At 60.4% G+C, this 13,481-nt stretch carries 10 protein-coding genes and 1 tRNA gene; 5 read left to right on the top strand and 6 right to left on the bottom strand.

From position 1 onward, the window contains the following. The first annotated feature begins 109 nt into the window (after nt 1-109). Entirely contained in the window at nt 110-2,224 is a 2,115-nt protein-coding gene (parE, locus tag ACQZ5K_RS07510) for a DNA topoisomerase IV subunit B (protein WP_448740029.1), read from the top strand. 233 nt (nt 2,225-2,457) lie between these two features. After that, nucleotides 2,458-3,348 (top strand): NAD-dependent epimerase/dehydratase family protein, encoded by an 891-nt coding sequence (locus ACQZ5K_RS07515; RefSeq protein WP_448740030.1) that lies wholly within the window; start codon nt 2,458-2,460, stop codon nt 3,346-3,348. A gap of 10 nt (nt 3,349-3,358) precedes the next feature. On the opposite strand, the gene ACQZ5K_RS07520 is transcribed toward ACQZ5K_RS07515, so the two are convergent. The 3 genes from ACQZ5K_RS07520 to ACQZ5K_RS07530 are packed head-to-tail and all read right to left on the bottom strand — an operon-like array spanning nt 3,359 to nt 4,676. Then, a complete protein-coding gene (locus ACQZ5K_RS07520; protein WP_448740031.1) occupies nt 3,359-3,967 on the bottom strand; it encodes an ATP-dependent Clp protease proteolytic subunit in 609 nt (202 codons plus the stop codon). Between the two features lie 41 nt (nt 3,968-4,008). Continuing rightward, complete coding sequence (locus tag ACQZ5K_RS07525; RefSeq protein WP_003524775.1) at nt 4,009-4,365, bottom strand: SRPBCC family protein; 357 nt, start codon at nt 4,363-4,365, stop codon at nt 4,009-4,011. After that, entirely contained in the window at nt 4,362-4,676 is a 315-nt protein-coding gene (locus tag ACQZ5K_RS07530) for an ArsR/SmtB family transcription factor (protein ID WP_003524773.1), read from the bottom strand. Before ACQZ5K_RS07530 ends, ACQZ5K_RS07525 begins: the two co-directional genes overlap by 4 nt. A gap of 159 nt (nt 4,677-4,835) precedes the next feature. On the opposite strand from ACQZ5K_RS07530, the gene ACQZ5K_RS07535 reads away from it, so the two are divergent. After that, nucleotides 4,836-6,392, top strand: coding sequence for a phospholipase D family protein (locus tag ACQZ5K_RS07535; RefSeq protein ID WP_448740032.1), 1,557 nt, complete (start codon nt 4,836-4,838; stop codon nt 6,390-6,392). A gap of 16 nt (nt 6,393-6,408) precedes the next feature. Here the strand turns inward: ACQZ5K_RS07535 and ACQZ5K_RS07540 are convergent, their stop codons facing one another. The 3 genes from ACQZ5K_RS07540 to ACQZ5K_RS07550 all read right to left on the bottom strand — a co-directional run bounded on the left by ACQZ5K_RS07540 (nt 6,409) and on the right by ACQZ5K_RS07550 (nt 12,854). Then, nucleotides 6,409-7,242: a response regulator gene (locus ACQZ5K_RS07540; protein ID WP_448736823.1), complete on the bottom strand. Its 834-nt coding sequence runs from the start codon at nt 7,240-7,242 to the stop codon at nt 6,409-6,411. A 162-nt stretch (nt 7,243-7,404) separates the two neighbouring features. Further along, nucleotides 7,405-9,918, bottom strand: a complete 2,514-nt coding sequence (locus ACQZ5K_RS07545) for a GcvT family protein (RefSeq protein ID WP_448740033.1) — start codon at nt 9,916-9,918, stop codon at nt 7,405-7,407. A gap of 299 nt (nt 9,919-10,217) precedes the next feature. Next, entirely contained in the window at nt 10,218-12,854 is a 2,637-nt protein-coding gene (locus tag ACQZ5K_RS07550) for a mechanosensitive ion channel domain-containing protein (protein WP_448740034.1), read from the bottom strand. Between the two features lie 122 nt (nt 12,855-12,976). Between ACQZ5K_RS07550 and ACQZ5K_RS07555 the strand changes: the two genes are divergently transcribed. Continuing rightward, the gene (locus ACQZ5K_RS07555; RefSeq protein ID WP_003524764.1) at nt 12,977-13,231 is read left to right on the top strand and encodes a GlsB/YeaQ/YmgE family stress response membrane protein; all 255 of its coding nucleotides are present in this window, start codon (nt 12,977-12,979) and stop codon (nt 13,229-13,231) included. Nucleotides 13,232-13,386: 155 nt separating this feature from the next. After that, nucleotides 13,387-13,462: transfer RNA gene (locus ACQZ5K_RS07560), tRNA-Lys, on the top strand. The last annotated feature ends 19 nt before the right edge of the window (nt 13,463-13,481 follow it).

A 13,481-nucleotide genomic window follows, 5' to 3' on the forward strand; every position in this document is an offset into this window, starting at 1 on the left:
GACGGGGCTACTTCAAATCGGACGGGAACCGCGTTTGGCGTTATGATTGACGCTACTGGCATAATGATTCGCATGGCGAAATTCTGACACACGCTTTTGAACTTTGGACATGATGGACGACAGCAACGATCTCTTCTCCGGTCTTCCGGCAGCACGAAACAGCGATACGGAAACGAACGAGGACACCGCAAAGACGCCGGTGACCGCGGCCGCCAACGTGCCCGCCAACGCGAATGTGCAGCCGAAACCCGCAGCCGTTGCGGCCGTGACGCCGCCCGCCCCCGTATCACCATCCGGTGACGACTACGGCGCGTCCTCGATCCGCGTGCTCGAAGGGCTGGAACCGGTGCGCATGCGTCCCGGCATGTATATTGGCGGCACCGACGAGAAGGCGCTGCACCACCTGTTCGCCGAAGTCATCGACAACTCCATGGACGAGGCCGTCGCCGGCCACGCCAATTTCATCGAGGTCCATCTCGACGCCGAAGGTTTCCTGACGGTCACCGACAATGGCCGCGGCATCCCGGTCGAGAACCACCCGCAGGTGCCCGGCAAGTCGACGCTCGAAGTCATCATGACCAAGCTGCATGCTGGCGGCAAATTCGACGGCAAGGCTTACGAAACATCGGGCGGCCTGCACGGCGTCGGTGTTTCCGTGGTCAATGCGCTCTCCGATCTTCTCGAAGTGGAAGTGGCCCGTAACCGCAAGCTTTACCGCCAGCGTTTCTCGCGCGGCCTGCCGATCGGTCCGCTGGAAGAGCTGGGCGACGTGCACAACCGTCGCGGCACCCGCGTTCGTTTCCATCCCGATCCGCAAATCTTTGGCGATCACGCGAAATTCGAACCGGCCCGCATCTTCCGCATGGCCCGTTCCAAGGCCTATCTCTTCGGCGGCGTCGAAATCCGCTGGAGCTGCGATCCCGGCATGGTGCCGGCCGGCGGCGAAATCCCCGAAAAGGCCGTGTTCCATTTCCCCGGCGGCCTGAAGGACTATCTCGCCGCCACGCTCGGCAAGGAATTCACAGTCACCCGCGAGATTTTCTCCGGCCGCACGGAAAAGACCGGCGGCCACGGCGCGCTGGAATGGGCCGTCACCTGGTATGGCGGCGACACGCAGATCCATTCCTATTGCAATACCATTCCCACACCTGAAGGCGGCACGCATGAGGCCGGTTTCCGCATTGCGCTCACCAAGGGCCTGAAGAATTACGCGGATCTGACGCAGAACAAGCGCGCCAAGGACATCACCACCGATGACGTGATGATCTCCGCCGCCGGCATGCTCTCCGTTTTCATCCGTGAGCCTGAATTCGTCGGCCAGACCAAGGACAAGCTCGCCACCGTCGAGGCCCAGCGCATCGTCGAAAACGCGCTGCGCGATCCCTTCGACCATTATCTTGCCGGCAATCCGGGCGAAGCGGCAAAGCTGCTCGACTGGGTGATCGAGCGCGCCGAAGAGCGCCTGCGCCGCCGCAAGGAAAAGGAAGTCAACCGCAAGACCGCCGTGCGCAAGCTGCGCCTGCCCGGCAAGCTGGCGGATTGCGCCCAGAACACGGCGGAAAATGCGGAACTTTTCATCGTCGAGGGCGACTCGGCGGGCGGCTCGGCCAAGCAGGCGCGCAACCGCGCCAACCAGGCCATCCTGCCGCTGCGCGGCAAGATTTTGAACGTCGGCAGCGCCAGCCGCGAAAAGCTCTCCGCCAACCAGCAGATCGCCGATCTCATCCAGGCCCTCGGCTGCGGCACGCGCACCAAATATCGCGAAGAGGATTTGCGCTATGAGCGCATCATCATCATGACCGATGCCGATGTCGACGGCGCCCATATCGCCTCGCTGCTCATCACCTTCTTCTATCAGGAAATGCCGGAACTCATTCGTGGCAATCACCTGTACCTTGCCGTGCCACCGCTCTACGTCATCCGTCAGGGTGCCAAGAGCGCCTATGCCCGCGACGACGCCCACCGTGCCGAGCTGATGGAAACCGTCTTCAAGGGCAAGAAGGTCGAAATCGGCCGCTTCAAAGGCCTCGGCGAGATGATGGCCCAGCAGCTGAAGGAAACCACCATGGATCCCGAAAAGCGCACCCTGCTACGCGTCGAGATCGACGATGTGGATTTCGAAGGCACCCGCGAGGCCGTCGACAATCTGATGGGCACCAAGGCCGATGCCCGCTTCCGTTTCATTCAGGAACGGGCGGCATTCGCGGATAATCTGGATATCTGACTGTCCGGATGGGTTTTGGGACGGCTCGCCCAGCTGCCGTCAGATTGCGGAGAAAGTACCCAACGCTCTCTTCCGTCATGCTCGGGCCTGTCCCGAGCATCTGCAACGTCTCGATTTTACTGGACGTGATTAGATCCTTGGGACAAGCCCAAGGATGACGTCGCGTATGAGGGCAGGTTACGATCCCCCTCAATGGGCCTCGTATTAGCTATGTCGATGGGGAGCGGAACATCATGCGGATAGTGCTGACGGGCAGTTCCGGTCGGGTCGGCCGCGCGATTTTCAGTGCGGTGGCCAGCAGGCACGATGTCACCGGCATGGATCGCTCACCCTTCTCCACCACCCATATCGTCGGCGATTTTGCGGACGAAGCACTGTTACGTTCCGCTTTCGAACAGGCGGATGCGGTGATCCATACGGCAGCGCTTCACGCTCCGCATGTCGGCATCGTCCCGGAAACGGAATTCCAGCGCATCAATGTCGAGGGAACCCGCATGGTGGCGGAAGCGGCGATGGCGGCGGGCGTGCCGAGGCTGGTCTTCACCAGCACCACGGCGCTTTACGGACATGCGGTTTCTGAAGGAACCTGCACCTTCATCGATGAAGAAACGCCGCCCCGGCCGAAAAGCATCTATCACCGCACCAAACTCGAAGCCGAGCAGATGCTGGAGGGAATGGCAGGCCCGCATCTCGCCGTGCGCGTGCTTCGCATGTCCAGAAGTTTCCCGGAGCCCGCCGACGTGATGGCGGCTTACCGGCTGCATCGCGGCGTCGATATGCGCGATGTCGCCGATGCCCATGTGCTGGCGCTGACCAATGCGGGAGACGATTTCCAGCGCTATATCATATCAGCAACCACGCCGTTTTCCGCCGATGACTGCGACAGCCTCGCCGAGGATGCCGCTTCCGTTCTCCGGCAGCGGACCCCGGCCCTCGCCGACGCATTCGCGCAAAGGGGATGGGCGCTGCCTGAAACGATCGACCGGATCTATTCGCCCGCCCGCGCCACAGAGGGTCTGGGCTGGACATCCCGCTTCGGTTTCGGCGAGGTACTTGCACAATTGGAACGGCGCAGTCTGGAGGTCCTGCCTGTGGGCGCCAATATCAGCCGGAAATCCGAATAAGCGTCCGGCCTTATGCCGCGACATCCTCACGAACACCCATAATGCGATCGATCAGGCCCCATTCCAGAGCTTCCTCCGCCGTCATGAAAAAATCACGGTCCATGGCCGCTTCGAATTTTTCATAGCTGTGTTTGCAATGTTCGGAATAAAGCCGCGTCATGCGGTGCTTCGTCTGCTTCATCTCTTCGGCATGGATCAGCATATCCGAAGCCTGCCCCTGAAACCCGCCCAATGGTTGATGAATGTGGATGCTGGCATTGGGAAGGGCGCTCCGCTCGCCCGGTTCACCCGCCATCAGCAGAAACGATCCCATGGAGCGGGCCGTTCCCATGCAGAGCGTATGAACCGGTGCGCGGATATAATGCATGGTGTCATACATGGCGAGACCACTGGTCACCACACCGCCCGGCGAATTGATATAGAGATGGATCGGCTTCTTCGGGTTTTCCGCCTCCAGAAACAGCAATTGCGCGCAGACCAGCGCCGAAACCGCATCGTTCACCTCACCGTTGAGGAAGATGATCCTTTCCCGCAACAGCCGGGAATAGATATCGAAAGACCTTTCTCCCCTTGACGATTGTTCGACTACCATAGGGACGAGTTGCATCGCTTCGCGCATCGGCGAACTCCTGTCGTTGAAATGTCGGGGAACGTTCCGGATCAGGCGGCGAGCTTGATCGGCGAACCGTTATGGTTTGCAGCGGCCTTTATCATCCGGCCGGTATTGACGGGCAGATCATGAATGATGCGCAGGCTGGTGCCGCCATGGGCATTCGCCGCGATCCTGAAGGTGACGGTGCTTTCCAGAAATGGCGGATTATCCTCGCGCAGCCGGTAGCGAACCTCCTCGCCGGGCTTGATATCGATCGCATCGGGCTCCGCCAAAGCCTCCTTCGGCAGCCAGTTTTCACGAAACGCCGGAATGCTGATGGCGCGCCAGACCTTTTGCGGCGGCTCGTCCAGATCATATTCAAGCTCGATGCCGTTTTTCGGCGCTTCCGGTGTCTGCCTGTTCATTGGTCCATATCCTTCAGCAGGAGTTTGAGAGCCTCAATGCGCTGCGGCCAGTAGGCGCGATATTTGCCGAGCCAGGCCGCAATGCGCGTCAGCCCGTCCGGATCCACTTCATAATTGACGAAACGGCCCTGCCGCTTCTCGACCACCAGCCCCGCCCCGCGCAACACCGAAAGATGTTGCGACATGGCCGGCTGGCTGATCTCGATCCCCTCACGCAGGGCGGAAGCGTTCATGGCGCCATCCGCCAGCTTTTCGAAAATGGCGCGGCGCGTCGGATCGGCCAGCGCCCGGAAAATATCGTTCTCTGTCATGACAACACATAAGCACACACTTATGTGATTCACAAGCCCTTTCGGCGCGTTGAAAACGCGCCTTTTTCACGCCGATGGCACGAGGTGCGGTGAACGCTTTATCCCCTCGCGCGTTTTCATCCCGCCTGATACTCTTCGGGCCAGGAGCGATCAAAACAAGTGACTGCATTTACGGTCTTCATCGTCATTCTTCTTATGGTCATCGGGCCGAGCCTGTTTGTCGTCATCGGCAAACAGCGGGAAAAGGCAATTCCCAAGCGCCCCTCCACCGCCCTGCCCCTTGCGGAAGACGCAACGACGCTGGACCGGCACTGGCAATCGATAAGAAACGGCTGGAACGAGAAAAATGCGCTCTGCCTGCTGCATTCCAACCTCGATGCCTTTGCGGTGCGCGTGGCGGCGGCGCGTGCCGCCGGGCGCAGCCTCGATCTGATGTATTACATGTGGAATGCCGACCTGACCGGACGGCTGATGATGCGCGAAGTCATCGCCGCCGCCGATCGCGGCGTGCGCGTGCGCCTGCTGCTCGACGATCTCGGCGTTTCCATCTCCGACCGCATCTTCCACGCCATCGACAGCCATCCGAATATCGAACTCCGACTGTTCAACCCCACCAGGGCGCGGGAAAACATGCTGCATCGAAGCATCGAACTGGTGTTGCGCTTCCGAAGCGTCAACCGGCGCATGCACAACAAGGCCTGGATTGCCGATGGCCGGGCCGTGATCGTCGGCGGGCGCAACATTGGCGACGCCTATTTCGACGCCGCCGAGCGGGCGAATTTCCACGATTTCGATATTCTCGGCTTCGGCAGGATCGTCGCCGACGCCACGGAAATCTTCGACGATTACTGGAACAGCGCCGTTTCCGTGCCCGTGCGCTCGCTATTGGCGCGCAGGCCGAGCAAACTCGCAAGGCTGCGGCGCGAACTCGATGCCCTGCCGAAAAGCGAAGCGGCAAAACCCTATCTGGAGCGCGTCGAAAGCCAGTATGGCCGTGACCATTTCCTGATGTCGGACCGTCTGCACTGGGTCGAGGCGGCGGATATCCTCGCCGACCCGCCGGAAAAGGCAGCGGGCAAACGCCGCAAGGGTCATAACTTCCTGATGGAAAGCCTGCTGCCGCTGATGCAGGCGGCAAGCGACAGCCTGCACATCACCTCCCCCTATTTTATTCCCGGCAAACAGGGCGTGGGGATATTTCTACAGCTCGCAGAAAACGGCGTGTCGGTCGCCATCCTCACCAATTCGCTGGCCGCGACAGATGTGGCCGCCGTGCACGCCGGTTATGCCCGCTATCGAAAACCGCTTCTCTCCGGCGGGGTGCGCCTGCATGAGCTGCGCGCGCAGGCGGATCAGTCGAACTTCACCCTGCGCGGCTCGGGACAGGCGAGCCTGCACACCAAGGCCTTCACCCGCGATGGCAGGACCGGCTATATCGGTTCGCTCAATTTCGATCCGCGTTCCGCCTCGCTCAATACGGAAATGGGCGTCGTGTTCAACTCGGCCCCGCTGGTTGCCCGCATGGACGAGATATTCGCGGGCGAAATCCGCCGCAGCATGAGCTTCGAGCTTGAAATCGACAAAGGCAGGCACATCGTCTGGATGACGGAAGAACAGGGGCGAACGAAAACCTACCGGCGCGAACCCGACGCCACCATCAGCCGCCGCATCGTCGCCGGTATCATGCGTTTCCTGCCGCTGGAATCGCAGCTTTAGGGAGGAAAGCCTAAGCTCAGGCCGCCGGCCTTACCCCCGCTTTCGCCAGCTGTATCTGCACCAGCGTATCGAGGTTCTGGTTGACCCGGCAATAAAACTCCTCGTCGATGAAGGGGCGCAGCATGAAATCATTGCCGCCCGCCTTCAGGAACCGCGCCGAAAGCAGCCGGTTGGTGGAGGAAGACACCCCGATGATGCGCAGCTCATGCGACCCGCGCACGGTACGGATGCGCCGCGTCAGTTCGAAGCCGTCAATATCGGGCATGTTGTAATCGGTCACCACGAGGCCGATATCGGGATTGGCCTTCAGAATATCGAGCGCCTTCGCACCGCTATCCGCCAGGCTGACGCGGAAATTATAACGCTTGAGACGGCTCGAAAGCAACGCCCGCGCCGTCGGGCTGTCATCGACGATCAGCACGTGATGGCGGTGGTTGGTGAGAAAGCGGCAGACGGATTCCGTCAGCATATCCACGGCGAAAATATTGTCCTTCAGAATATAATCGACCACATCCTTGGCGATCAGCGTTTCGCGCGTCGCCTCATGAAAAGTGCTGGTGAAAACGATGGTCGGGATCGAAAGATCGATCAGATATTCCAGCGCCTCGCCCTTTTCCGCCCCCGGCAGGTTGATGTTGGAAATCGCCAGCGTCACCGGTTCGGGAGAATGCTCGTAACAGGCCTGCAATTCCTCGAAATTGCGGCACACTTCCACGGTAACGCCCAGCAGTTCCTTCAGGCGCAGGCTCACCATCTGGGTGAACACATTGGTATCTTCTGCCAGCAAGATGCGGCTGTTGGTAAAAGGCACGCCAGAATATTGCATGCCCGTAATGCCTAGAAAATTCATTCTGCCCCGATCCCCCATCGTATGTCAGGGAAAGATAGCAGGCTCATTTTTCAGAATCATTAATAACACTTTTGCCGGAAAGCCAGTTGAGCACATGCTTACCTAAACGGAAATACGGCCCACGAGGGGCCGTATTCCGACTTTGGGAGGGGATATTTTGTCTCAGGCGCGCAGAAGCGCATTGTCCGTGTCGAACGGGCTTTCTTCCACCACTTCGGCATCATAGGACGTACCGAGAATGCGGATCTTGAGCTTGGTGCCCACGGCCGCATATTCCGGTTTGAGCATGGCGAGCGCGATGGATTTGCCGAGACGCCAGCCGAAACCGCCGCTCGTCACGCGGCCCGCAAGCGCGCCGCTTTCATCGACGATCGCTTCCGAACCGCGCGCATCGACATCCGTATTGCCTGACACGGTGAGCGTCGAGAACACCCACTTCACGCCGGCCTCCTTGTACGCCACCAGCGCGTCGCGGCCGATGAAGCTCTTCTCCGGGCGCAGGAAGCGGTCGAGACCGGATTCATAGGCGTTGTATTCGACCGAAAGCTCGCGTCCCATGTTGCGATAGGATTTTTCGAGCGACATCGACACCATGGCGCGGATACCGAAGGGCTTGATGCCGAATTCGGCGCCCGCTTCCATCAGCCGGTCGAAGATATAGTTCTGCATCTCGATCGGGTGGTGCAGTTCCCAGCCAAGCTCGCCCACGAAGTTGACGCGCAGCGCATGCGCCGTCGCCACGCCGACGGAAATCTTGCTGCCGGTGAGCCAGGGGAAATCCTTGTTCTCAAGGCTGGTGCGGGTCAGCTTCTTCAGGAGATCGCGCGACTTCGGACCGGCAAGAACCAGCACGCCGTATTTCTGCGTGATCGGCTGCAGCACAACCGAACCATCGGTCGGTGCCAGACGGAACAGTACGTCGTGGTCATGGGCTTCTAGACCACCGGCCGAAACCATGTAGAAGCGGCCCGGCGCCCATTCATAGACCGTGAATTCCGCCTTCACACCGCCGTTCGGCGTCAGAAGATGGGTGAGCGCGATACGGCCACGCTTCTTCGGCACCGCATTGGCGAGAATGCTGTCCAGCCATGCCCGCGCACCGGGGCCGGAGACCTCCATCTTGGCGAAGGCCGACATATCAAGCACGCCGACATTCTGATGCACGTTCTTCACTTCGTTGCCGACATGTTCGAAGTAGTTCGAGCGGCGGAACGACCACTTCTCGACGATACGGCCGTCATCCAGAGCCGGCGCATGGTTGTGGCTGGTGATGACATCCGCACCGACGCCGAGGTCTTCCTCGCGCAGCGCATAACCTTCCGGCGCATACCAGTTGGCACGCTCCCAGCCATAGACGGAGCCGAACACGCCGCCGAGCTTCTTCAGGCGGTCATAAACCGGCGTCGTCTTCAGCGGGCGGGCGGCGGAGCGCTCTTCGTCCGGGTAATGCATGGTGAAGACGTTGGCATAGGCTTCCTCGTTCTTGGCGATGAGGTAACCTTCCGTTGCGTAAGGGCCGAAGCGGCGTGGATCGACACCCATCAGGTCGAGCGTCGGCTCGCCATCGACGATCCATTCCGCCAGCTGCCAGCCTGCACCACCGGCAGCGGTGATGCCGAAGGAGTGGCCTTCGTTCAGCCAGAAATTCTTCAGGCCCGGCGCAGGACCGACAATCGGATTGCCGTCAGGCGTATAAGCGATAGCGCCGTTATAGACTTTCTTGATGCCCACTTCGCCAAAGGCCGGAACGCGCACCATGGCGGTCTCGATATGCGGCATCAGGCGGTCGAGTTCTTCCTGGAACAGCTCATATTCGCTGTCGTCGGAGGGACCGTCGACATAACAGACCGGCGCGCCGACTTCATAAGGACCGAGGATCAGGCCGCCCGCCTCCTCGCGCATATACCAGGCGGAGTCGGATTCGCGCAGGACGCCCATTTCCGGCAGGCCCTGGCGGCGGCGTTCCTGAATGGCCGGGTGCGGTTCGGTGACGATATATTGATGCTCGACCGGAATGACCGGAATGTTGATGCCGACCATCTCGCCGGTCTTGCGGGCAAAGGAGCCCGTGCAGGAGATGATATGCTCGGCGATGATCTCGCCCTTGTCGGTCGTCACCTTCCAGTGACCGTCTTCCAGCTGCTCGATGGCGGTGACGGTGGTGTTGCGATAGATGGTCGCCCCGCGGTCACGCGCGCCCTTGGCGAGCGCCTGAGTCAGATCGGCAGGCTGGATATAACCGTCGTCGGGATGCTGGATGGCGCCGAGCAGACCGTCCGTCTCGCAGAGCGGCCAGATTTCCTTCACCTGCTCCGGCGTCAACATGTTGACGCGCACGCCGATGGTCTCGGCGATACCGGCATAATACATATATTCGTCCCAGCGATCCTTGGTGCGGGCGAGACGGATATTCGAGACCTTGGAGAAGCCGACATTCATGCCGGTCTCTTCCTGAAGCTCCTCATAGAACTTCACGGAATATTTGTGAATCTGGCCAACCGAATAGCTCATGTTGAACAGCGGCAGAAGCCCGGCCGCGTGCCAGGTGGAACCCGAGGTCAGCTCCTTGCGCTCGATGAGAACGCTGTCGCTCCAGCCCTTCTTGGCAAGATGATAAAGCGTCGAAACGCCAACGACGCCGCCACCGATCACCACCGCCCGTGCATGTGTCTTCATTTACAGAACCCCTGAAAAGCGCCGGCCTTGCCTTATTCCGCCGACATTGGATGGGAGGAATATGAAGCGCTTGCCTGCCGTTCAGCCGCCTGATTGCGACATGCCCATAGGGTGCTGCGACAGGGAAGAAAATGCGGAGCATGCCGGATGAATGCAGCACAGCTTTGCCGCTCGTTTCTTCTCCCCGCCGGGGAGAAGGTGGCCCGAAGGGTCGGATGAGGGGGCAAGCTCTCCAAATACGTCTACCCTGGCCCCCTCGTCCCGCTGCCCGGAACTCGACGTCCACAAGCAACAGCGATCTACGCTTTCGCGCCGGGTTTCTCCTTCGGCTCAGTCGGCTTCTCGCTCTTCGATGCCTCTTTCTCTGCCGCTGCCGCGCCCGTATGGGCCACCACCGCCTTGTCGCCCTCCTCCGAAAGCAGCGCCGCCAGCATCTGCGGATTGGCGTCGCCTTCCACGTGGATGTTGAGGTTGCGCTGCGGGAACGGGATGTCGATCCCCTCCTCGCGGAAGCGCTGGAGGATTGCGATACGGAGCGCGTTTTTCACGCCAAGCCCGTTGGAGAGATCGGCAAGGTGGAAACGCAGTTCGAAATCCAGCGAAAAATCGCCGAAGCGCAGGAACTCCACATGCGGCTCGGGATTGCGCAGCACCGGCGGCTGGGCGCGCACGAGTTCCAGCAGAATATCCATAACCTTCTGCGGATCGGAATCGTAAGAGACGGAAACGGGAATTTCCGCGCGCATGATGCGGTTGCGGTGTGTCCAGTTGCCGACCGAGGAATTGATGAATTCCGAATTCGGCACGATGATCGACTGGCCGCGGAAGGTTTCGATTTCGGTGGCGCGCACGGAAAGCCGCTTGACGGTGCCTTCCGTCGTGCCCGTTACCACCCAGTCTCCCACCTTGAAGGGGCGCTCGACCAGCAGGATGAGGCCGGAGACGAAGTTGGAGACGATGTTCTGCAGGCCGAAACCGATACCGACCGAAAGGGCCGAAGCCACCAGCGCCAGGCTGGAGAGGTTGAGACCGGCCGAAGACACGCCGAAGATGGCCGCCACTGCGATACCGAGATAACCGATACCGGTCTTGACCGAGTTGCGCACCCCGGCATCCACCTGGCCGCGCGCCATGACGTTATTGTCCAGCCACTTCTGGAACCAGCGGGTTATGATGTAACCGATGGCGAAGACAAGAACGCCGCCGAAGAGGCCGATCAGCGAAATGGAGGCATTGCCGACGGTGATGCCGGTCAACAGACGATAGGCCCAGCTTTCGATATCGCCCGGCTGGAAGCCCCAGGAAAACAGGATGAGCGGCACGCCGAAGGCAAGCGCGACAGCATAGATGCCTAGCCCCGCGGCAAGGCCGGCCTGATCGAGCGCCACCACGCCGAGGCCGAAACGCCGCGCGAGATAACGGCCGGCAAGCGATTCCGCAAAGGCGCCCTGTCGCGAAATCGCCTTGCCCGAAAGAATGCCGATATACATCGTCGCCAGCACCGCGCCGGTGGCGACGATCTGCGTGGCGAGGAAGCGTGCAAGCCCGACATAACCCGTCAGGCAGGCGCCGATGAGAACGAGGCCGCCCACCCGCAGCAGGATGACGAGCCAGCGCGGCAGGCGCTGGTTGCCGGTCTCATAATCCTGCCCCTCGCCGATCACCGGCCGCAGGAACGATACGGTCAGCAGGATAAGGCCGATGATGATCGAGGCGAGGAAACTCTTGGCAACCGTGACGATCAGCGGTGAATAAAGCGTCTCGCTGATCGTGCCGAGCAGGTAATCGAGCCCGTTGACGAGCGCCATCAGCAGCACCGCCGAAGACAGCGTGTGTGCGCCCTTGTTGGACACCTTCAGAAGACGCCATTCCGGCTGCGTCGGCGCGAAGATCGCGTAGCTCAGCCGTGAGACGAAATAAACGAAACCGGTGATCGCCATCGCCCCGAACAGGATCGGCGCGATATCTGACCGCAGCACGTTGAAATTATCGAGGAAGAAGGCGGAGGTGACGAGAAACAGGAACAGCGACAGCGACTGCACCATGGTCGACCAGAAGGCCACCGAAAGCCGTCTCAGATAAGAAGGCTCGCCCGTAAAGGCCCGCCGGTCCATGCGGCTGCCGAAAAAGCGGTAACCGCCCACGAGAAACAGCAGGGCGGCCATGATCGACAGCGTCACCGCCCCGAACATCGGCAGGCGCTTGTAATTCCAGACGAAACTCGCCCAACTGCTGAAAGCGTTGTTGAGGTTGGTCAATTCGGTCAGAAAGGCGGAGGAGGCATCACCCAGCGTCTGCGCCGAAACTTCGGTGCGCTTGAACAGGGTGGCGGCAAAAAGCGCCCGGCGAACGGCAGTGATGTTATTGGAAATCTGCGCGGCATTGGTGGCCGTGCTCTCCACCTCCCCGGCAATCGCATTCACCTCGGCCCGTTCCGCCGTCAGCCGATTTCGCTCCTCCGTCACCATGCTGGCTTCCGGCGGCTGGTCGTCCGCAGGCGCCGCACCCAGCGCATCCAGCCGGGTCTTGATCTGGTCGAGACGGGTGCGCAGCTTGGTGTTGGCGGCGGCGGCATCGGCGGCGATGGTGTCGGCGCGGCCCTTCAGGTCCACAAGCTGCACATCGTCGCTGCCGCCCGCTTCCACCTGTTTGGCAATCGCCGCGACATCGGCCTTCCATTTCTCCAGCTCCGCCCTTGCCTGTTCGACGGTCGAGGCCTGGATCGCCACCGGGGCGGGCGATGTTGTTTCCCCCTGCGCCGCCGCCGGCATTGCCGACAAAAGACCGCCGGCCAGAAAAAGCACCATGGCCATTATCGCCGCCATGGCGCTCCTTTGCCGCCGATCCCGCACCAGGCCGTCGAACACCCTTCTGCCATCCATCAATCCGCCGAACATCAACCGCACATCCATGCCTTTCGTCTCTTTGCGCCGCATCAGGCTTTTTAGCGCCTGCCGCGCGGAAAACCACCCGCATAAAGCGAGGTTTTCAGGAGTTTGCCTTGCTTTTCACCACGAGAATCATCACCTTTGACGATGCAGCAACATGGGAGGAAATCATGGAATCTGCTGGCATTGGCTGGATCGCAGCCATCATCATCGGTGGTGTCGCCGGGTGGCTCGCCGAACAATTCATGAAAAGCAATATGGGTGTTTTCATGAACATCCTTCTTGGAATCGTCGGCGCGATCGTCGCCAACGCCATCCTTTCGGTATTTGGAATCGTTTTGACGGGTTGGCTCGGTTATCTCATCGCCGGCTTCATCGGCGCCTGCATCCTCATCCTTATCGGCCGGGCTTTCAGGCGCGGATGAATAAAAGGAAAAATCCGTAAAACCGCGGATTTCCAGACTTTTCCAGCGCGACTGAAATTTTTTCGTCACAAAAATCGAAGAAATTTCATTTCCGCGCTGGACAAGCCCAAACTTCCCCTTTATACGCCCCCTCACACCGCCACACGGTGCCGGTCGGGTGATTAGCTCAGTTGGTAGAGCAGCTGACTCTTAATCAGCGGGTCGTAGGTTCGAGCCCTACATCACCCACCAAATTCTTCCTGAAATGACA

Source organism: Agrobacterium sp. 22-226-1 (assembly GCF_053522345.1).

Coding starts and splice junctions, on each gene's coding strand:
- ACQZ5K_RS07545 (WP_448740033.1), bottom strand. CDS start 9,918: ATGAAGACACATGCACGGGCGGTGGTGATCGGTGGCGGCGTCGTTGGC.
- parE (WP_448740029.1), top strand. CDS start 110: ATGATGGACGACAGCAACGATCTCTTCTCCGGTCTTCCGGCAGCACGA.
- ACQZ5K_RS07525 (WP_003524775.1), bottom strand. CDS start 4,365: ATGAACAGGCAGACACCGGAAGCGCCGAAAAACGGCATCGAGCTTGAA.
- ACQZ5K_RS07515 (WP_448740030.1), top strand. CDS start 2,458: ATGCGGATAGTGCTGACGGGCAGTTCCGGTCGGGTCGGCCGCGCGATT.
- ACQZ5K_RS07530 (WP_003524773.1), bottom strand. CDS start 4,676: ATGACAGAGAACGATATTTTCCGGGCGCTGGCCGATCCGACGCGCCGC.
- ACQZ5K_RS07550 (WP_448740034.1), bottom strand. CDS start 12,854: ATGCGGCGCAAAGAGACGAAAGGCATGGATGTGCGGTTGATGTTCGGC.
- ACQZ5K_RS07540 (WP_448736823.1), bottom strand. CDS start 7,242: ATGAATTTTCTAGGCATTACGGGCATGCAATATTCTGGCGTGCCTTTT.
- ACQZ5K_RS07520 (WP_448740031.1), bottom strand. CDS start 3,967: ATGCGCGAAGCGATGCAACTCGTCCCTATGGTAGTCGAACAATCGTCA.
- ACQZ5K_RS07555 (WP_003524764.1), top strand. CDS start 12,977: ATGGAATCTGCTGGCATTGGCTGGATCGCAGCCATCATCATCGGTGGT.